We start from the raw sequence: 18,595 nt of genomic DNA on the forward strand, positions 1-18,595 counted from the left end.
GTAAAGGCTATCGATTAAGGAATCTGAGTGTTAATTCGAACTAAACTTATCATTTTTTCAATGGCTTGCTGCGCCTTTGGCGTCTTGCTGAGTTTTGCCTTGGTGAGGTATATCTCACCCGATGCTTCGTCTGTTGCCACGTCTAACACGATTGAAATCCCTGATGTGAATGTGCCACTCGATTTTGCGGAGCTTGAGAAAACGGTCGCCTCCATCGAACTCGCCCTTAACAATAGTGAGCAATTGCAGGAGGCTGCGGCGATGCAAGCGCACCAGAGGGCCGAGCAGATTAAGGCCGAGCTGCAAAAGCTTGAACAACTTAAACAAGAGCAGTTACAAATAAAACTCTTCAAGTTAGAACAACTTAAAGAAGGGCTGTTTAATTCTATTCGTCATGTGGTTGAGCCTTTACGTGTAGAACCGCTATCTATTTTACCGCCCAAAGCACCTGTATCTCCTGCGATATCCGCTGAGATAGCTAAGGGAGAGCGTGTCTCGAGTTTGACCTTAGGTGAAGGTTTGTTCGTGTTGTTTCTCGCTTGTACTGTCTGTGGTTTAGGTATTGCTTGGTTGACTCGACATCTCGGCCGCAGTTTAGATTCCCTTGAAGTCGGCTTGCTAAATTTTAGTGATAATGACTTTAGTGTGAGTATTCCTGAACATGGCGAAGGTCAGCTCAAAACCTTAGCGCAGTTATTTAACCATTCGGCGGCAAAATTGCGCCAAGAAAGGCAGTACATTTACCAGCGGGAGTTATTACTGGATAAGGTGATTCAAAGTTCTCCCAATGTGATGTTGTTACTGGACGATCATCAGCGGCTCATTTACGCTAATGATGCGGCGCGTCACCTATTCCATAAAAAGGGCAGAATGGAAGGCTTGAGCTTAGATGAATTGCTGGTGGATTTGCCCGAAGTATTGGCCTTAGCGCTTAAACATGAAAAGAACGGACTCTTCGCCATGGGTGAAGATGATGTGGAAACTTGGTATTTAAGTCGCGGCCAATTTTTATTGAATAACCAACAGCATAACTTGATTTTGCTCAAGCAGATGACCCGCGAGCTCAATCGTCAAGAGGTGGCAGTATGGAAAAAAGTCATCCGCATTATTAGCCATGAACTCAATAACTCAGTCGCGCCCATCGCCTCTATGGTGAACTCCGGCCGACTGCTCACCAAAGATATCGATAATCCCAAGCTAACCTTAATTTTCGATACTATCGAGAATCGCACCAGTCATCTAAGCCAGTTTATCTTCAACTATGCCCGTTTTGCTAAGTTGCCGCTCCCGCAACGGCGTCAGGTGAATTGGACGCAATTTACTGCCCAGTTAACTCAGCATTATCCCTTTAAACTCACTCATGAGTTACCTGAGGTTGATGGTTTTTTCGATCAAGGACAGATGGAGCAAGTGCTCCTCAATTTACTTAAAAACGCCCATGAATCTGGCTCAAACCCCGAGGATGTCACCCTGTCGATTCGGTATCAAACCTTAGTGGATGGTGCAAGTTTTAGTATTGTGATTGAGGATCGCGGCGCAGGTATGTCTGGTGAAGTATTAGAGCAGGCGCTACTGCCGTTTTACTCAACAAAACAATCGGGTACAGGCTTAGGTTTACCTTTGTGTCGTGAAATTATCGAAGCCCACGATGGCAGTATTAGCATGCATAATCGCAGTGACGGTGGCCTGTTGGTTCGACTATGGTTACCACAATAATGCTCGCGTTTTGAATCAACACCGTAATGCGACTCTTAAGTCGCATTTTTATTGCTTATCTTATCCGCTTGTTTAATGCATAACTCCTATCCTCAACAGCCTCTTGGCGTATTAGCCAAATGGGCTATTTTTGCATTTTTACCTTAGCTCTTCGGGCTAATTTGCCCCCCAGCGTAATGACGGGAGATCTTTAACCCTGTTAACCTGTTTTATCGAAAATTTGCGTTAAAACTCACCTTGTTCTAACAGAGGTTAGCGCGGTTTTTAAGGTTCGATTAAAAAGGTTAAGGAGGGATAAGTGAAACAGTTAAAACAGCGTCTGCTTACTTACGTTTTATGTCCATTCCTGCTGCTGGCTTCCCCTATCACTATTGCCGATAACGACATTGAAATTAGTGGCTTAGTAATAGATAGAACCTTGACTCGGTTTGGTAAGGACTTTGGTTTTTACTACTCAAGCTATTGGCGCGAACTGCCCTTTACCCAAGGCTTTAACGTCACTCTGTATGAGACAGTGTTTCCACAGGCTGGAACCGTTTTAACCTTAGAAGTAAACGGGACTCGGATTTACACCACCCATTTTGGTCGTCGTGCAAATCCGATTAAAGAGAGCGCAGAGCTGGCGATTTTGCTTACGATTGATTATTTAGCGCAAGTCAGAGCCAATGCAATAACAGGTGATTTTTCAGGTACATCGGACGACTTTTAGGATAATAATAATGACATACAGGACGTTACTTGCTCTTGTCACGCTATGTGTGGCAAGCAGTGGCCAAGCCACTGAATTGATTTATACGCCAGTGAATCCCAGCTTTGGCGGCAATCCACAAAATGGGGCTTTTCTATTAAATAAAGCCCAAGCCCAGAATGACAATAAATCCAACTCGTCCGAGAAGGACTTTATTACTCGCTTTAAAGAATCCCTAGAGCGTAATCTTATCAATTCTATTACCCGAGGGATTGCTGATGGTGAAATCACCGACGGTGACTATAATACTGGCGATTTTCGTATAGAAATTAACTCTATAGGGGATAAAGTTATACTGACTATCACTAATATTGCCACGAATGAAGTGACAATAATTGAAATGTCAGCATTTGGAGGTGGCAACTAATGGCCCGTCTAGTGTTAGTGAGTTTATTACTGCTAAGTGTGTCGGCCTGTAGCCTTATCTCCAAACCCGATTTAAATATCACGGCTGCCGAGGTTAACCCCTTGAGTGAGGTGATGCGTGGGCTGCAAACTCAACCAGGACCTAAGTTTCCTATCCCTGTGGCCGTGTATTCCTTTCGCGATCAAACTGGCCAATATAAGCCGCAGGCTAACGTGAGTTCGTTTTCGACCGCGGTAACTCAGGGCGCAACATCGATGTTGATGCAGACTTTGCTCGACTCTAAATGGTTTACACCCGTTGAGCGTGAAGGGCTACAAAATTTGCTTACCGAGCGTAAGATCAGCAACAAACAGAGCGGTACTAAGGGCGATGAAGTGCCCGTATTATCCACCGCCAGATTGTTACTCGAAGGTGGAGTGATTAGTTATGAGACCAACACTAGCACTGGTGGTAGCGGTGTCGAATACTACGGCATTGGCGCTTCTGAAATGTACCGTGAAGATCTGGTGACCATTTATCTACGCGCCGTGGATGTACACACAGGTAAAGTCATGATGTCGGTCTCAACCAGCAAACGTGTTTTATCCCAAGAAATGCGTGCGGGCTTGTTCCGTTACACGAGTTTAAATCGACTCGCTGAGGCTGAAGTCGGTTTTACAACCAATGAGCCAGTGCAATTTTGCGTGTTACAAGCCATTGAATTGGCGGTCGCTGAGCTGATTGATAAGGGTATCAAACAAGGTTACTGGAGCCCAACTCAAGTGGCGCAGCCAGCAGAAAAAGCCCAGGAGTTGAGTCAGGGCTAGGTGCTTGAAAGTCGGTATTAGATGCTAGAGCAAAGCAGACTTCTGCTTTAGCACTTAGTTGCTATAGCGAAAAAGAAAACCGAGCCAGTTAAGCTGACTCGGTTTTTTATTGCAGTTATTACAGCAGTCAGTTGATATTAGGCTATTTTAGTCCGCTTGCATGGCCTTCCAAAACAGTTCAAAACTGGCATCGCGGTATATTTTATCTGTCCCCAAGTGCGGGTTATCAATAAAGAATCGGGTTGCTGCTAGATATTGGCCGTGGCAGTTTTCTAGCATCAATTCCACTGGATAATGGGCGATTAGCCCCATCATTTGTCCCTGCTTAATGAGTTCGCTAATAAAGCCTAAGATACTATTCATCGCTTGATCGCGCACCTTAGCGGCAATCATGGGCGACATTGAATATTGCTGAAAAAACAGTTGTTTGACAGGGTTATCCAGCGACCAATCTATCGCACTTTGCCATAGTTGTAGGGCATTGTGCTTAAGATCGCTGCCCTTATGGGTGTTTAACAGTAAGGCATCGGCAAATTCTTGTTTTATGGTAAGAAACAAAGATTCCATCAAGTCTTCCTTAGAAGGGAAGTGATGGAACAAGGTGCCCGTTGCTACACCTGCTTGTTTCGCAATCGAGGCGGTGGACGTGCCATGAAATCCTTGGCTGACAAAGAGCGCTAAAGCAGTATCGAGAATAGCTTGGCGTTTATCAGTCATGGTTTTAATGGGTTGTGTTGTTGATGGTTTATCCAAGATTTATCCCCCAATGACTAGCGCAAAAATAGCTTCATTAAGATGCGCTGGATAAAAGTGCCGTAGGGCGGGTGAACAAATTTGCCTGTGTTGAATCGGCCACGGCTGAGTACCGTTTTAGCGTGGCTAAAGGTCAAAAAGCCTTCCTTGCCATGGTAATGCCCCATGCCCGACGGGCCTATTCCGCCAAAGGGCGCATCGTCGGCGGCGACATGAAACACGGTTTCATTAATGCACACACCGCCAGAATGGGTCTGCTGGAGGATCTTTTGCTGAGTTGGCTCATCGAAACTCATCACATAAAGCGCTAAGGGTCTGGCTCTGTGATTGATGTACTGAATCGCTTCATCTAAGGTGTCGTAGCTAATAATTGGTAACAATGGGCCAAAAATTTCCTCTTGCATCAATAGCATGTCTTCACTGGTGTTCGTTATTAACTGAGTCGCAATTTTGCGGTTTTGACTATCTATGGCTTCGTCAGTTGCTGAAATAACACGGGCACCTTTTGCTTTAGCGTCTTCGAGCACTGTCATCAAGCGGTCAAACTGACGTGTATTAATGATGCTGCCATAGTCCTTATTGTGGTTAATGGTGCCGTACATGGCCTTAAACTTAGCTTGGTAGGCGGCGATAAAGTCACCCACCTTGGTTTTAGGGCAAAGCACATAATCAGGGGCGACGCAGATTTGTCCGGCATTCAAACACTTACCGTAAATCATTCGTTCTACTGCTATCTCAAGCGGCATATCGGGGGCGATAATCACAGGCGATTTACCACCCAATTCGAGTGTTACTGGGGTGAGGTTATTCGCTGCGGCGCGCATCACATGGCGGCCGACTGTGGTCGAGCCTGTAAAGAGTAAATGATCGAATGGCAGGGCAGAAAATTGGGCAGCAATGTCCGCCTCACCTTCAACAACCGCCACGTGGGATTCATCGAAGACTTGTGCCAATAACTGTTTGATCACTTGGTTGGTCGCTGGGGTAAATTCTGACATTTTGAGCATGGCATGATTACCCGCGGCAATAGCAGTCACTAGCGGGCCAATTGACAGCATGACGGGGAAATTCCACGGCACGATAATACCGATCACCCCCAGAGGTTGATAATGCACTGTGACTTTGGCGGGTGCGAGTAAGATGCCCGCATGGCGAGCGCTGGGTTTGAGCCATTTTTTGAGATTTTTCAAGCTGTAATTGATGTTGTTGATGACAGGCATAATGTCTGAGATCAGGCTGTCATCAATCGATCTATGGCCGTAGTCTTGGCTTAAGGCTTCGACTAAGGGTGTTTGAAATTGCAGTATGGCCGCCTTAAGTCGAGTTAATTGCTCCACTCGCGTAGCGTAATTAGGATTCGGCGCCGCTAAATAGCTGCTGCGTTGGCGTTGGAGCAACTGAGTCAGTGGCGAAGTATTAAGGTGTTCGGTGGCCATATTCATAGTGGTTGCTCCAAGGGAAATGGTAGGCTGAGTCTTATTCGGTACTTTATTTAAGTAATCGTCTCGATTGAGTCTTTTATTAAATCATTACCGACTGATTAGTCGGTTTATCCTAGCTTGCTTAGTGAGATGGTGCAAGGTATCTGGTGTATTTTTGAGCAAGATCACGGCTTGTTGTGGCGTTAGCTTTTACACTAAATCAAGGGTTGTTACATAAGGAGTATGTATGGCATTGTTAAAGCATGGAATTTCGATTGGTATTGAGCGTTATGGTGATGATGATTTTTTCGTTACCTTTAAAGCTATCGGTACCTTAACTCATCAAGACTACGAAATGATGGTGCCTGTGTTGGAGTCTGCATTAGCTGGGGTGAAAGATCCTGATATCTTCGCCTTGGTAGATGTCACCGAGTTGGAAGGCTTGGAACTACAGGCCGCTTGGGACGATCTCAAACTTGGGGTGAAGCATATTCGTCATTTCGAGAAAATAGCCATCGTCGGTAAGACGACTTTGCAGGAAGTGTTGGCTAAATTGGCAAACTGGTTTACGCCTGCTGAGGTAAGGTTTTTTGTTGATAATGGCGATGCTGTTGCTTGGCTGAGAGACTAAGGTTGTGAGATGAAGTTTGTGGTCTGCCAATGCGCTAAATCGGGCGTTATAGCAGCGCCGTAAAGATTCACCCAGCAATCCATTCGCGCCATAGAAGGAGTACAAATTATGCGTACAGGTCAAATACTCTGGCCCACAGATTTTTCGGAAACTGCGGCCCATGCACTGAGCTATGCCATTGAAATGGCTAATCTATACCATGTAGGGCTAAAAATCTTACATGTGGTTGAACAGCCGATCGGTGATGAAAACTTTATGATTCTATCTATTACCCCTGAAGAGCTTGCTAAAAGCATGGAGGAAGCGGCGGCAACTAAAATGCGAGCACTATTGGATGGATTGAATACTGATCTTCCCATCACTACCTTGATCCGCCGTGGCGATCCTGTCTATCAAATTTTAGAAGAGGCCAACAGTAAAGACATTGGCATGGTAGTAATTGCTAGCCATGGCCGAACTGGGATTTCGCATTTTTTACACACCAATGTCTCAGAAGCGGTGGCGAATGGTGCAGCTTGTCCTGTGCTTGTGGTTAAGTAACTGGCTTTGACTCTATAAATCCAAAGGGCGCTTATAGCGTCCTTTCTTTTTGATTGATAAAGAATAATTAATTGAAATGGGTACGCAAGAAGCATAGCAAACTGCTATAAAATAGTGGTATTTTGGCCTTAATAATTAGCTTAATTAAAAACTCAAATGATGGATAAGCTTATGCGTACTCAAGAAGTGTTATGCCCTACGGATTTTTCATCCACTGCGGCCCATGCGTTAAAATATGCGGTTGAAATGGCAAATGTTTATCAAGTCGATATTCGGTTGTTGCATGTGACTAGCCCTGCCCGTGGCGCCCATTGTTATGGTATTGCGGTCGATATTCCCGCTACATTGGAAAATGAACTCAAAGCTTTCGTTGATGCAAAAATGCACAGTTTGCAGCAGGAAATGCAGCAGAACCTTACCGAAGGGCTCAATATTAAGTTAGTCGTGCGCCATGGTGATGCTATTGATGAGATTTTAGCGGAAGCCGTCGATGTGGGCATGGTGGTTATCGCTAGTCATGGGAGCAGCGGTTTAGCTGACTTTTTAAAACCCCACGTTACACAGGATATTGTTAAGTATGCTAAGTGCCCTGTGTTGGTGGTGAAATAACACTATGGGATAAGTTTAGTAGGAATCATTTTTGATCATTTTAGGTTCTGTTAACTTAGTCGACGCCTCGGCTTCATTGTCAAATGACATCAGGCGTCGATACTTTTCCTGCAGAGCCACTAAGCTACCATCTTGGGTAATTTGTTTGAGTCCCGCATTAAAATCATCCCGAATTTGTTCACTGAGAAACGCGAACTTGTATTCTGTAGGTGGGAATATTTGGTGGCAAATCGCCTGTTGTTTTAAGTCTTTCTCAGTGAGTTTGCCCTCAAGATAGGCCTGCTTTAAGTAGTATTTGAAAATATTTTTATCCATCACAACGACATCGGCCCTGCGCTTCATCAGCATATAAACCTGCTGCACTTGCCTCGCTTGTTCTTGGTAGCCACTATTGGTCTTAACCATGTTGGCAAACTCTTCCCCCAGTAACGATGATGCACGTTGAAAGGCGACGACTTGTTTGTTGTTTAAATCGTTTATGCTATTGATGTTAAATTGATTACTCTCGAGACTGATGGCGCAGTTTTGGTAGGTTATCGCAACGTTGGAATAAAAAACGTTGTTAATCATTCCTTCTTTGATGTTGATGATGCCATCGAGTTTACCTTCCCTGAGTTCATGGAAAGTGCGCGCCAGTGGTAAGTAGTGGATAGAAGCAGTATGGCCTTTAACTGCGAGGGCTTGGTTAAGTAATTCGAGTTCGATCCCGCTATTTGTTGCTTGGATGACATAGGGTGGGATAGACAGGCTGACGCCTATCTTAATTTCAGCCGCTTGGCCGAGCTGAGCGCCGCATAGGATGAGTAACCCCATCAATTTATAGTGGTTACGACGAGCCACTGAGCTATTTGGCTTATTTAGTTTATGCGCCATAAGTTACCAACACCTCCGCGGTATACACTTGCAACTGTGTTTGATACTCGCCAAGTCATTCCATGACTATCTTGAGTAAGTGTAGTGTGTCTGTGAACTCAGCACGGCTTTATTTATCAAATACACATTAACGCTTTAACCTATTACAGGCTCAAAAGGATGAGCCCGGTTCAGTCAAAAAAGCAATTTCTTCCGCCGTAGACTCCCTGCCTAAGATAATATTTCTATGTGGATAGCGGCCAAACCTGTCGATAATCGCTTTATGGCGCAGTTCAAACGTTAGGTTTGTTATCGCAGCTTCGCGATTAAACAGTTTTACTGCTACTTGGTGAATGGTTGCCGATTCGCTGTGCATATAGGGCATAAATAGAAAAGGGACTTGTTTGGATTTTAGTGCGGTATCGACCCGTTGGGCAACGGCTTCTTGGGCGAGCACTAAGGCGATGGTATCAGCTTCGAAAGCGGCAGGCGTATCGCGGTAAATATTACGGGAAAATTGATCGAGCACTATTATCTCAGCCAATCGACCTTGAGGCGTGATTCGCCAATGTGAAAGTTCTCCCCGTTTAGCTTGAAGTAGTACACCTTCGAAGCGCTGTTTGATCTGGGTATCAAATTCAACATCTTTAATCCACCAGAGCTTTGGGTCAATGTCTTCAAACCAAAATGTCAGTATTTGGTCTGCTGTGATTGTCTGGCTCATTTTAGCCTTTCTTCATAGGTGTTGAGTGATATTAGAAATAACAGTTGTTGGGGGAGGATGACAAGCCGTTTCGTTTGATTTAAGTGCAGATTTGTTATCTGATGATCTTGTCGCGAACCGTAAGTATTTAGCATTGGCTATTGCCTTATTGACTGAATATAAAGTAGTTTTGATGATAATTACTTTTGTTTCCAGACAGGTCATCCTATGTCACTTTCAATGCCAGCATCCCAACAGGTTTCAAAGCAAAATAAGGCGTTTCTGCGTAAGTTATATTTGGCGCATTTAATGGATGATGACCGCCATAATCTATTATCACTCAATAAGTTAACCGGAATGCCTCGCCGAACTTTACAGGATGCTATCGCAGCTTTTGAGGATATAGGTATTCGAGTCGAGTTTGTGCAGGAAGGCAGCCGTAACAATTCAGGTTATTACCGCATAGTCACTTGGGGGCCAATCAGCAGCGCTTGGGTCGATACTCATCTAAGCGAAATCGCTGAGCTGATAGGATTTTACGAGAAGTCAATTTAAACGCTGTTTGTTACCAAGGACGAATTTGAGAACTCTTCAACTGTTAGGTTTTATTCTTGCCATCGCAGGCGTCATTTTGGGATATATAACGCTAGCATCTATTGACGGTCAAACATCTGAAGCTTCTGCTGGGGCTGCGGGTTTAGGCATGATTTTTATGGTATTACCAGCCTTTGGCTGTCCTGCGTTAATGTTGGTACCTTCTTCTTTAACATTATGCAAATCAGAAGTAAGGCTACGTACATATTTTAAAGGGAGTTTTTGGTTGAGTCTGTGGAAATTGAATTTAGTTATTTCTGCTGTATATATTCTTGTTACTCTTTATGTAGGCTGTTTATGGCTACAAATCAGCATTGGTCGCTAACGAGAGAATCATCTTGTTCATCATGTGTTCATTTTTTAGGCTTAACCTTCAACGCGAATCTCACCCGAGGATATTGCATTCGTTTGCATAGATATTTGAGCATTTTCTCTTCGTTACTCCTTTGCCAATTTTCTGGCCTGACCAGCCTAAACTCCCTATAATCGGCTGCAAATGTCATCACGTTACATAGTGTTCACATCTAAATACCCTACATACTTAAAATAAAAAGGAACCTTGTTCCATGTTAGAAAAACTGTTCAAACTGAAACAAAATCAAACGAGCCTCAAGCAGGAAGCGGTCGCAGGTTTGACAACATTTATGACGATGGCCTACATCATTTTTGTGAACCCAATGATGTTAGCCGATGCGGGCATGGACCATGGTGCTGTATTTGTGGCGACCTGTTTGGCGGCGGCTGTCGGCTGTTTGGTTATGGGGTTGATGGCGAATTATCCAATTGCGCTTGCTCCAGGTATGGGACTTAATGCTTTTTTTACCTACACAGTCGTGGGTGAAATGGGTTACAGCTGGGAGACTGCGTTAGGCGCAGTGTTCCTGTCGGGAATTTGCTTTTTAATCTTGTCCTTAGTGCGTATTCGAGAATGGATTGTAAATAGTATTCCCATGTCGTTACGTATCGGTATTGCTGCAGGTATTGGTTTATTCCTTGCACTGATTGGCCTTAAGAGCGCCGGTATTGTGGTGGCAAGTCCTGCTACGCTAGTGACGCTGGGCGATATCACGGCATTTCCGGCGGTTATGGCTGTGCTGGGCTTTTTCCTCATTATTGCTATGGTGCAGCGGGGAATGAAGTCAGCGGTGATTGCCAGCATTCTGATTATCACTGGCCTAGGATTAGTGTTTGGTGATGTGCAGTATCAGGGCATTGTATCAATGCCACCTTCAATCGCACCTACATTTATGAAGATGGATTTATCCCAAGTATTTGAAGTAACTATGTTATCAGTCGTTTTTGCCTTCTTATTTGTGGATCTCTTCGATACCTCTGGCACCTTAGTGGCGGTTGCACAGCGCGGTGGTTTTCTCGATGATAAAGGCCGTTTACCACGTCTGAGTCGTGCCTTGACCGCTGACAGTTTAGCAACGATTGCGGGGGCGGCTTTTGGCACTTCCACCACGACAAGTTATATAGAAAGCACCGCGGGTGTGAGCGCGGGTGGTCGTACTGGTTTAACGGCCGTTGTGGTGGGATTACTCTTTATTGCTGCGTTATTCCTGTCGCCATTGGCGGGGATGATCCCGGCTTATGCGACTGCGGGCACATTGTTTTATGTAGCTATTTTGATGATGTCGGGACTGGTGCATGTTGAATGGGAAGATTTGACTGAAGCCGCGCCTGTGGTGGTTGTGTGTATATTAATGCCGCTAACGTTTTCTATCGCGACGGGCATTGCCTTTGGGATCATCTCATATGCAGCAATCAAATTACTCACAGGTCGCTTTAGCGATCTTAATGTGGGCATTTTAGTATTAGCCGCATTGTTTGTAGCTAAGTTTGTCTATGGTTGATGCTGTCGATTAATTCACCTGCACAGTAAAAACTCGCAGCGTAGATTGTTTACATTTTTTGAGGGCCATCTAATCGATGGCCCTTTTTAATGCGCGATTCTAAGCAAAAACGAAAATTTATCTCGAGTTAATAACTCCTTGCTACCAATTACTCAGCGGATTAGGTATAAGGATTGTTCGGTTATTTTGTTACAAATGAATAATGAACTTAAGTGAGATTGCGTATCGCCGCGTGGTAGTGAAGTTAGGGACGAGTGTGCTGACCTCTGGCAGTAAACAGCTAGATAAAGCCCACATGGTTGAGCTTGCTCGTCAAATGGCCGCACTGATGAAGTCAGGGGTCGAAGTCGTATTATGTACCTCAGGAGCAATTGCCGCTGGGCGCGAACATCTCCAATACCCGACGCTGCCCGACACTATGGCCAATAAGCAATTGTTAGCCGCTGTCGGGCAAAGTCAGTTGATCCTCGCTTGGGCACAACTCTTTAGTATTTATGGGCTGCATGTGGGCCAATTGCTGCTGACCCGTGCCGATTTGCAGGATAGGGAGCGTTACCTTAACGCCCGCGACACGCTCAATGCCTTGTTGGCGAATAATATTGTGCCGATCATCAATGAAAACGATGCCGTTGCCACCAATGAGATCAAAGTGGGCGATAACGACAATTTATCGGCGCGCGCAGCACTCTTATGCGATGCTGACTTATTGATTTTACTGACGGATCAAAAGGGCTTATTCGATGCGGATCCACGCACTAACCCGAACGCTAAGTTGATTTCACAGGTGGTGAAGATTGACGATAGTCTGCGTATGCTGGCGGGCGGTTCTGTATCGGGTTTAGGCACGGGTGGTATGTCGACTAAATTGGAAGCGGCGGATATTGCTCGCCGTGCTGGCATCGAAGTGGTTATCGCTTCTGGCCATCACCCTGATGTGATCAAAAAAGTGGTCGCCAAAGAGTCAGTCGGTACTCACTTTAGTGCCATCGAAAACCCGCTCGAAAGCCGCAAACAGTGGATTCTAGCGGGACCTGCGACTCAAGGTTCTTTAGTGCTTGATGCGGGCGCGGTCAAAGCCGTGACTGACAAGGGCCGCAGTCTATTGTCTAAAGGTATCGTAGGCGTTAAAGGTCAGTTTGAACGTGGTGCGACGCTACAATTAGTTGATCAACAAGGTAAAGTGATTGCTAAAGGGATGACACGATACTGTGGCCAAGCCCTGAGTTTGATTGCGGGTAAGCATTCCGACGAGATCGAGTCTGTACTCGGTTACGATTATGGTGACGCAATAGTGCACCGCAACGACATGGTTGTCTTATAAGCGAGGTCTGTTTTGAGTCAAATGAATCAAGATCAGTATTTACAGCAACTTGGCCAAAATGCCAAACAGGCCAGTTATGCTTTAGCCAATTTAACGGCGAGCCAAAAGGCTGACTTACTCGAAGCTATTGCCGATGCGCTGACGGCAAACTCCGCCGCCATTTTAGCGGCTAATGCTAAAGACGTTGCCGCTGCTAAGGTTGATGGATTAACGGAGGCGATGATCGACAGACTGTTGCTCGATGATGCACGTTTAGCGGGCATTATCGGTGATATCAGTGATGTGATCCGCCTTGCCGATCCCGTGGGCGAAGAGTTTGGCAGCAAGTTATTAGATAACGGTTTAAGGTTGACTCGTCGCCGCGTACCGCTGGGCGTGATTGGGGTTATCTACGAGGCGCGCCCGAATGTGACTGTTGATATCGCGGTACTCGCCCTTAAAACGGGTAATGCGGTGATCCTCCGTGGCGGTAAAGAAACCCTTGAATCGAATAAGCTTATCAGTGAAGTGATCCGCGGCGCGATTGTCGCCCAAGGTTTGCCCATAGATGCGGTGCAATTTATTGATTCTTCAGACAGAGCCCTAGTGACGGGACTGCTAAAGCTCGATCAATATGTCGACATGATAGTGCCGCGCGGCGGTCAAGCATTGCAGCGCCTATGTGCCGAGCAAGCGACCATTCCGGTGATCTTAGGTGGCATAGGTATTTGCCATTTATATGTCGATAAAAATGCCGACCTTGAGCGTGCCTTAGGCGTAATCGCTAATGCCAAAGTGCAGCGTCCAACTGTGTGCAATGCTCTTGATACCTTGCTGGTGGATGAGCGCGTGGCGAGCAGCTTTGTACCGCAAATTGCCGAATATCTGCATCGTCTAGGCGTGCGTTTTTCAGTTTGTGACACAAGTTTTAGTCTGCTAGATGGTTTAGGGTTCGATGTGATGCTTGCTAAGTCTGAGGATTTTGGCATTGAATGGTTGTCGTTAACCTTAGGTATCAAAGTCGTGAGCGATATCGATGCCGCCGTTAGCCATATTCGCCAGTATTCTAGCGGCCATTCGGAAGCCATTTTGACCGATGATATTCATGCAGCGGCGCACTTTATGAATGAAGTGAACTCAGCCGCCGTGTATGTCAATGCCAGTACGCGTTTTACTGATGGCGGTCAGTTTGGTCTTGGCGCTGAAGTGGCGGTGAGCACGCAAAAACTGCACGCCCGCGGTCCTATGGGGCTTGAGGCATTAACCACATATAAGTGGTTAGCTTGGGGTGATTACACTAGTCGTGTTTAGCGGTAAATACCGATAAACCCAAAGCCGTTAACTTACTGCGTTGACGGCTTTTTTGTTTGCGGTATCCAACTGAATAGCGACATTAATGTGTTTGGCTAACGAGTTTAGCTGCTTATGGTGAGCGGGGTATAAGTAGCAAGTAACCAGATACAGAAAAATATCGTCGACATAACGACAGTGAATTTACGAAAGGCCTTGATGTATTCCAAGGTATAAATAAAGTACTTTTCTTGTACTCTGCGAGTGAGTAAAACCGAAGGCAGCATAAAACTGCAATAGAGCATGACTACCATAGTGGTAAAACTGTTTCCCCAGAAATGCTCATAAATAAATAAGGCGATGCAGAGTAGCATGGCGCACCAACTGATAGGGCTGATGCTATTTTCTGGATTCCATTGGGTTGATTTTTCCATCTGACTATCCTTAGTCGATTTGTACCTCAGTACAATTTATAGACGGATATCTCGGCTTTATCAAACGCTTTCCACTTTAGACTCAGTACGCTGGCCAGTTTGTTGCCGTTTGAGCCTTGTTCACCATTTATCTAATATGAGCGCGTACAACTTAAAGTGAATTGCTTACTTAACGCCGAATGACTTGTGCTTAATGTGGCCTGGATAGCTTAAAGAGTCTTGATATCGGCAAATTCGCCTTTGCAAAGCAGGGCTAAGTCTGTTGCCGCTAAGCTTATCTCTAAACCGCGTCTGCCGGCGCTCACATAAATCCTGTCGAAGCCTTGAGCGCTGGCATCAATCAAGGTTGGTAATTGTTTCTTTTGCGCTAAGGGACTAATACCGCCGACCAGATAGCCTGAGGATTTTTGTGCTAGGTCGGCATCGGCCATTTGTAGTTTCTTTTGTCTTAAGCATTTAGCTACGGCTTTTAGATTAAGCTGATGATCGACGGGCACGAGCGCAACGGCAATCGGCGCATGGGCTTTGTCGATGGCAACTAAAAGGGTTTTAAATACTTGCGCGGGTTCAAGCCCTAAGGTGTTAGCGGCTTCTTCGCCGTAGGCGGCGCAGTGTGGATCGTGGCTGTACTCTAAGATATCAAACGCGATCTTGGCTTTTTTCGCCAATCGGACGGCCGGGGTCATTTTATACTCCTTCACAAAATGGGAGATATTAGCGCTTAATCTTGGCTTAAAATGTTAGCCAGCTCTTTTAATTGGCTCATTGCCGTGAGCTAACATTATTTAAGGCTGCTACTCAACGATTATTCCGCTAGCTTTGTGCTTATCTTGTTTTTACGCTCTAAATAACGGGGCAGAAGTTGCTGCAACATCATCCCCGATAAAATAAAGGCTAGGCCGAGATAGGTTGCCATCGCAATCGTTTCCTGCAAAATCCACGCGATAAAACCAATCGACATCACTGGGGATAAAAACACCATAGTGCTGATGTTCGCGGTGCGAGTGGCTGTTTTCAGCGCCATTAACCAGAGCACGAAGGTAATGCCCATCTCAAATAAGCCCACATACATACCTGCAAATATCGCCTTAATACTAAAACTGGGCAGGGTATCTGTCAGCACTAAGGTGACGGCAATAAAAGGTAAGCCGATAAGAAAACTCAATAATAAACTGACCACAGGATCGCCTTGATCTTTAGTGTTGACGATCCAATATAGGCACCAGAGTAAAGTGCTGGTGAGAGCAAGACCGATACCGAGTGGGCTATCAAAACTAAAGCCGCTGATATCGCCGCCGGTAGCAATGATAAACACGCCTGTATAGGCAATCAGCGCCGCAGCTATATCGCTCTTACGCAAATGTTGCTTTAACAAAGGCGCGGCAAGTAACGGCAGTAATACCGCCCAAGTGTAATTAAGTGACAACGCTTGCTGCGCTGGCAGTAAGGAATACGCTTTAAATAGCACGACATAGTAGAGGAAGGGATTGATGAGTCCAGTCACCAGATAAAACATGGGGCGGCGTAAAAACTGTTGCTTGAGTAAGGAAAGCTTTTTTTGCCAAGCAAGGATACCGACAAGGGCAATAATCGAAGTGAGTACGGCAACAAACACCAGTTGCAGCGGTGTGTAGTAACTCAAGGCAATCTTAAAGGCCGTGGCCACTGTAGACCAGAGAAAGACCGCCGCCATGCCATACACGTACGCTAAATTCGAAGACTTCACTCTGCTACCTTACTAGGATAAACATCCGCCAAATGTGGGCAGATTGAATAACAGCTTTGGTTGATAAGCAAGACTATTTTATGTGATTGGATATTTTATCCCGCTGTAGATGCGAGAAAGATAAATCAGAAAATTTTTTTGTTCGCCCTTGTAATTAAATTCCCTGTCCCAATATAGGTATCAAGGCAGAGAAGGTGGCCAACGATGGACTTGATATTTAAACCGTCTAGCCCCATATCAAAACCAACTAAACAAATTTAGATTGAATGAAATTTTTCGGAGGACCTCATGGGTAAAATTATTGGTATCGACTTAGGCACAACAAACTCTTGTGTAGCTGTCCTCGATGGTGGCAAAGCACGTGTGTTAGAAAACGCTGAAGGCGATCGCACAACCCCGTCAATCATCGCTTATACAGATGATGAAACCATTGTCGGTTCGCCAGCAAAACGTCAAGCTGTGACTAACCCGACTAACACATTCTTCGCGATTAAGCGTTTGATTGGTCGTCGCTTTAAAGATGACGAAGTCCAACGTGACGTGAACATCATGCCATTCAAAATCATTGCAGCCGACAACGGTGATGCATGGGTTGAATCGCGTGGCAACAAGATGGCTCCACCACAAGTTTCTGCAGAAATCTTGAAAAAGATGAAGAAAACCGCAGAAGACTTTTTAGGTGAAGAAGTAACTGAAGCGGTTATTACTGTTCCTGCTTACTTTAACGATTCACAACGTCAAGCGACTAAAGATGCGGGTCGTATCGCAGGTCTTGATGTTAAACGTATTATCAACGAACCAACGGCTGCAGCATTAGCCTACGGTATCGATAAGAAACAAGGCGACAACATTGTTGCAGTATACGATTTAGGTGGTGGTACATTCGATATCTCTATCATCGAAATCGACAGCAACGATGGCGACCAAACATTTGAAGTGTTGGCAACCAACGGTGACACCCACTTAGGTGGTGAAGACTTTGACAACCGTTTGATCAACTACTTAGCTGACGAATTCAAGAAAGAGCAAGGCTTAGATCTGCGTAAAGATCCATTAGCAATGCAACGTCTGAAAGAAGCAGCAGAAAAAGCGAAAATTGAACTTTCAAGCACCAACCACACTGAAGTGAACCTGCCATACATCACGGCAGACGCAACAGGTCCTAAGCATTTAGTGATTAAAATCACTCGTGCTAAATTGGAATCTCTGGTTGAAGACTTGATTATCCGTACATTAGAGCCACTAAAAGTTGCCCTGGCTGATGCAGATTTATCTGTAACAGACATCAACGAAGTGATTCTAGTGGGTGGTCAAACACGTATGCCTAAGGTTCAAGAAGCAGTGACAAACTTCTTCGGCAAAGAACCTCGTAAAGACGTGAACCCTGACGAAGCGGTAGCCGTAGGTGCTGCAATTCAAGCGGGCGTACTGTCAGGCGACGTGAAAGACGTATTACTGTTAGACGTAACACCACTGTCTCTGGGTATCGAAACCATGGGCAGCGTGATGACTAAGTTGATTGAAAAGAACACTACTATTCCTACTAAGGCGCAGCAAGTGTTCTCAACAGCCGATGACAACCAAAACGCAGTGACGATTCACGTACTGCAAGGTGAGCGTAAGCAAGCGAGCGCGAACAAGTCATTAGGCCAGTTCAACTTAGACGGTATTGAGCCAGCTCCACGTGGCCAGCCACAAATTGAAGTGATGTTCGACATCGATGCCGACGGTATTCTGCATGTGTCTGCGACAGACAAGAAAACCGGCAAGAAACAAAACATCACCATCAAAGCCTCTTCTGGCTTAAGCGAAGAAGAAGTGGCACAAATGGTACGTGATGCCGAAGCTCACGCAGATGAAGACAAGAAGTTTGAAGAGTTAGTGCAAGCACGCAACCAAGCTGACGGCTTAGTCCACGCGACTAAGAAACAAGTGGAAGAAGCGGGTGATGCATTGCCAAGCGAAGATAAAGAGAAAATCCAAGCTGCTATGGCCGCTGTTGACACTGCCAGCAAAGGCAATGACAAAGAAGCCATTGAAAAGGCAACTCAAAACTTGATCGAAGCATCTGCTAAGCTGATGGAAATCGCTCAAGCTAAGTCTCAAGCTCAAGGCGGCGACAATGCCGACGCGGGCAAACAGGCTAACGCTGCTGCCGATGACGTTGTCGATGCTGAATTCGAAGAAGTGAAAGACGACAAGAAATAATGACTTGTTTTCAATCAAATAGATTGATTTCAAAGCGTTAA

At 45.4% G+C, this 18,595-nt stretch carries 20 protein-coding genes; 13 read left to right on the plus strand and 7 right to left on the minus strand.

Annotation, left to right across the window (positions count from 1 at the left end; genetic code table 11):
• Window positions 1-27: 27 nt before the first annotated feature.
• The 4 genes from CKQ84_RS13150 (at window position 28) to CKQ84_RS13165 (ending at window position 3,637) form a co-directional block, all read left to right on the plus strand.
• Entirely contained in the window at window positions 28-1,716 is a 1,689-nt protein-coding gene (locus CKQ84_RS13150) for a PAS domain-containing sensor histidine kinase (RefSeq protein ID WP_105251641.1), read from the plus strand.
• 298 nt (window positions 1,717-2,014) lie between these two features.
• Complete coding sequence (locus CKQ84_RS13155) at window positions 2,015-2,425, plus strand: curli production assembly/transport protein CsgE (protein WP_105251642.1); 411 nt, start codon at window positions 2,015-2,017, stop codon at window positions 2,423-2,425.
• 10 nt (window positions 2,426-2,435) lie between these two features.
• Window positions 2,436-2,831 carry a curli assembly protein CsgF gene (locus tag CKQ84_RS13160; RefSeq protein ID WP_105251643.1) on the plus strand — a complete coding sequence of 132 codons (396 nt, stop codon included), beginning with the start codon at window positions 2,436-2,438 and terminating at the stop codon, window positions 2,829-2,831.
• Window positions 2,831-3,637 carry a CsgG/HfaB family protein gene (locus CKQ84_RS13165; RefSeq protein ID WP_105251644.1) on the plus strand — a complete coding sequence of 269 codons (807 nt, stop codon included), beginning with the start codon at window positions 2,831-2,833 and terminating at the stop codon, window positions 3,635-3,637. The genes CKQ84_RS13160 and CKQ84_RS13165 overlap by 1 nt, the downstream gene beginning before the upstream one ends.
• A gap of 147 nt (window positions 3,638-3,784) precedes the next feature.
• Here CKQ84_RS13165 and CKQ84_RS13170 read toward each other — a convergent pair whose 3' ends face one another.
• Together CKQ84_RS13170 and CKQ84_RS13175 are read right to left on the minus strand one after the other, a co-directional pair.
• Complete coding sequence (locus CKQ84_RS13170; RefSeq protein WP_173913184.1) at window positions 3,785-4,390, minus strand: TetR/AcrR family transcriptional regulator; 606 nt, start codon at window positions 4,388-4,390, stop codon at window positions 3,785-3,787.
• Between the two features lie 17 nt (window positions 4,391-4,407).
• Window positions 4,408-5,832, minus strand: coding sequence for a coniferyl aldehyde dehydrogenase (locus CKQ84_RS13175; protein ID WP_105251645.1), 1,425 nt, complete (start codon window positions 5,830-5,832; stop codon window positions 4,408-4,410).
• A gap of 226 nt (window positions 5,833-6,058) precedes the next feature.
• Here CKQ84_RS13175 and CKQ84_RS13180 point away from each other — a divergent pair, with 226 nt between their 5' ends.
• The 3 genes from CKQ84_RS13180 (at window position 6,059) to CKQ84_RS13190 (ending at window position 7,591) form a co-directional block, all read left to right on the plus strand.
• Entirely contained in the window at window positions 6,059-6,442 is a 384-nt protein-coding gene (locus CKQ84_RS13180) for an STAS/SEC14 domain-containing protein (protein ID WP_028761699.1), read from the plus strand.
• A gap of 108 nt (window positions 6,443-6,550) precedes the next feature.
• Window positions 6,551-6,982 carry a universal stress protein gene (locus CKQ84_RS13185; protein ID WP_105251646.1) on the plus strand — a complete coding sequence of 144 codons (432 nt, stop codon included), beginning with the start codon at window positions 6,551-6,553 and terminating at the stop codon, window positions 6,980-6,982.
• A 171-nt stretch (window positions 6,983-7,153) separates the two neighbouring features.
• A complete protein-coding gene (locus CKQ84_RS13190; protein ID WP_105251647.1) occupies window positions 7,154-7,591 on the plus strand; it encodes a universal stress protein in 438 nt (145 codons plus the stop codon).
• Window positions 7,592-7,606: 15 nt separating this feature from the next.
• Here CKQ84_RS13190 and CKQ84_RS13195 read toward each other — a convergent pair whose 3' ends face one another.
• The gene (locus CKQ84_RS13195) at window positions 7,607-8,464 is read right to left on the minus strand and encodes an ABC transporter substrate-binding protein (protein ID WP_105251648.1); all 858 of its coding nucleotides are present in this window, start codon (window positions 8,462-8,464) and stop codon (window positions 7,607-7,609) included.
• 151 nt (window positions 8,465-8,615) lie between these two features.
• Entirely contained in the window at window positions 8,616-9,167 is a 552-nt protein-coding gene (locus CKQ84_RS13200; RefSeq protein WP_028761703.1) for a DUF924 family protein, read from the minus strand.
• Window positions 9,168-9,374: 207 nt separating this feature from the next.
• On the opposite strand from CKQ84_RS13200, the gene CKQ84_RS13205 reads away from it, so the two are divergent.
• The 5 genes from CKQ84_RS13205 (at window position 9,375) to CKQ84_RS13225 (ending at window position 14,207) form a co-directional block, all read left to right on the plus strand.
• The gene (locus CKQ84_RS13205) at window positions 9,375-9,701 is read left to right on the plus strand and encodes a winged helix-turn-helix domain-containing protein (protein ID WP_028761704.1); all 327 of its coding nucleotides are present in this window, start codon (window positions 9,375-9,377) and stop codon (window positions 9,699-9,701) included.
• 25 nt (window positions 9,702-9,726) lie between these two features.
• On the plus strand, window positions 9,727-10,065 hold the full coding sequence (locus CKQ84_RS13210; RefSeq protein WP_105251649.1) for a carbon starvation protein CstA: 339 nt from the start codon (window positions 9,727-9,729) through the stop codon (window positions 10,063-10,065).
• Window positions 10,066-10,306: 241 nt separating this feature from the next.
• On the plus strand, window positions 10,307-11,596 hold the full coding sequence (locus tag CKQ84_RS13215) for an NCS2 family permease (protein WP_105251650.1): 1,290 nt from the start codon (window positions 10,307-10,309) through the stop codon (window positions 11,594-11,596).
• Window positions 11,597-11,798: 202 nt separating this feature from the next.
• Window positions 11,799-12,917, plus strand: a complete 1,119-nt coding sequence (proB, locus tag CKQ84_RS13220; RefSeq protein WP_105251651.1) for a glutamate 5-kinase — start codon at window positions 11,799-11,801, stop codon at window positions 12,915-12,917.
• Window positions 12,918-12,929: 12 nt separating this feature from the next.
• A complete protein-coding gene (locus CKQ84_RS13225) occupies window positions 12,930-14,207 on the plus strand; it encodes a glutamate-5-semialdehyde dehydrogenase (protein ID WP_105251652.1) in 1,278 nt (425 codons plus the stop codon).
• Window positions 14,208-14,311: 104 nt separating this feature from the next.
• Here the strand turns inward: CKQ84_RS13225 and CKQ84_RS13230 are convergent, their stop codons facing one another.
• From CKQ84_RS13230 to CKQ84_RS13240, 3 genes are all read right to left on the minus strand, one after another.
• Window positions 14,312-14,620, minus strand: a complete 309-nt coding sequence (locus CKQ84_RS13230; protein WP_105251653.1) for a hypothetical protein — start codon at window positions 14,618-14,620, stop codon at window positions 14,312-14,314.
• 209 nt (window positions 14,621-14,829) lie between these two features.
• Entirely contained in the window at window positions 14,830-15,306 is a 477-nt protein-coding gene (gene ybaK, locus CKQ84_RS13235) for a Cys-tRNA(Pro) deacylase (protein ID WP_028759489.1), read from the minus strand.
• A 119-nt stretch (window positions 15,307-15,425) separates the two neighbouring features.
• Complete coding sequence (locus CKQ84_RS13240) at window positions 15,426-16,346, minus strand: DMT family transporter (RefSeq protein WP_105251654.1); 921 nt, start codon at window positions 16,344-16,346, stop codon at window positions 15,426-15,428.
• A 288-nt stretch (window positions 16,347-16,634) separates the two neighbouring features.
• On the opposite strand from CKQ84_RS13240, the gene dnaK reads away from it, so the two are divergent.
• Entirely contained in the window at window positions 16,635-18,554 is a 1,920-nt protein-coding gene (gene dnaK, locus CKQ84_RS13245; protein WP_105251655.1) for a molecular chaperone DnaK, read from the plus strand.
• The last annotated feature ends 41 nt before the right edge of the window (window positions 18,555-18,595 follow it).

Source organism: Shewanella sp. WE21, from assembly GCF_002966515.1.
In the GTDB taxonomy this organism is placed as follows: domain Bacteria; phylum Pseudomonadota; class Gammaproteobacteria; order Enterobacterales; family Shewanellaceae; genus Shewanella; species Shewanella oncorhynchi.

Excerpts from the sequence above, each read along its gene's own strand:
- CKQ84_RS13190 (WP_105251647.1), top strand. The coding sequence starts at position 7,154 with ATGCGTACTCAAGAAGTGTTATGCCCTACGGATTTTTCATCCACTGCG.
- CKQ84_RS13165 (WP_105251644.1), top strand. The coding sequence starts at position 2,831 with ATGGCCCGTCTAGTGTTAGTGAGTTTATTACTGCTAAGTGTGTCGGCC.
- CKQ84_RS13230 (WP_105251653.1), bottom strand. The coding sequence starts at position 14,620 with ATGGAAAAATCAACCCAATGGAATCCAGAAAATAGCATCAGCCCTATC.
- CKQ84_RS13175 (WP_105251645.1), bottom strand. The coding sequence starts at position 5,832 with ATGAATATGGCCACCGAACACCTTAATACTTCGCCACTGACTCAGTTG.
- CKQ84_RS13205 (WP_028761704.1), top strand. The coding sequence starts at position 9,375 with ATGTCACTTTCAATGCCAGCATCCCAACAGGTTTCAAAGCAAAATAAG.
- CKQ84_RS13160 (WP_105251643.1), top strand. The coding sequence starts at position 2,436 with ATGACATACAGGACGTTACTTGCTCTTGTCACGCTATGTGTGGCAAGC.
- CKQ84_RS13200 (WP_028761703.1), bottom strand. The coding sequence starts at position 9,167 with ATGAGCCAGACAATCACAGCAGACCAAATACTGACATTTTGGTTTGAA.
- CKQ84_RS13185 (WP_105251646.1), top strand. The coding sequence starts at position 6,551 with ATGCGTACAGGTCAAATACTCTGGCCCACAGATTTTTCGGAAACTGCG.
- CKQ84_RS13215 (WP_105251650.1), top strand. The coding sequence starts at position 10,307 with ATGTTAGAAAAACTGTTCAAACTGAAACAAAATCAAACGAGCCTCAAG.
- ybaK (WP_028759489.1), bottom strand. The coding sequence starts at position 15,306 with ATGACCCCGGCCGTCCGATTGGCGAAAAAAGCCAAGATCGCGTTTGAT.
- proB (WP_105251651.1), top strand. The coding sequence starts at position 11,799 with ATGAACTTAAGTGAGATTGCGTATCGCCGCGTGGTAGTGAAGTTAGGG.
- CKQ84_RS13195 (WP_105251648.1), bottom strand. The coding sequence starts at position 8,464 with ATGGCGCATAAACTAAATAAGCCAAATAGCTCAGTGGCTCGTCGTAAC.
- dnaK (WP_105251655.1), top strand. The coding sequence starts at position 16,635 with ATGGGTAAAATTATTGGTATCGACTTAGGCACAACAAACTCTTGTGTA.
- CKQ84_RS13180 (WP_028761699.1), top strand. The coding sequence starts at position 6,059 with ATGGCATTGTTAAAGCATGGAATTTCGATTGGTATTGAGCGTTATGGT.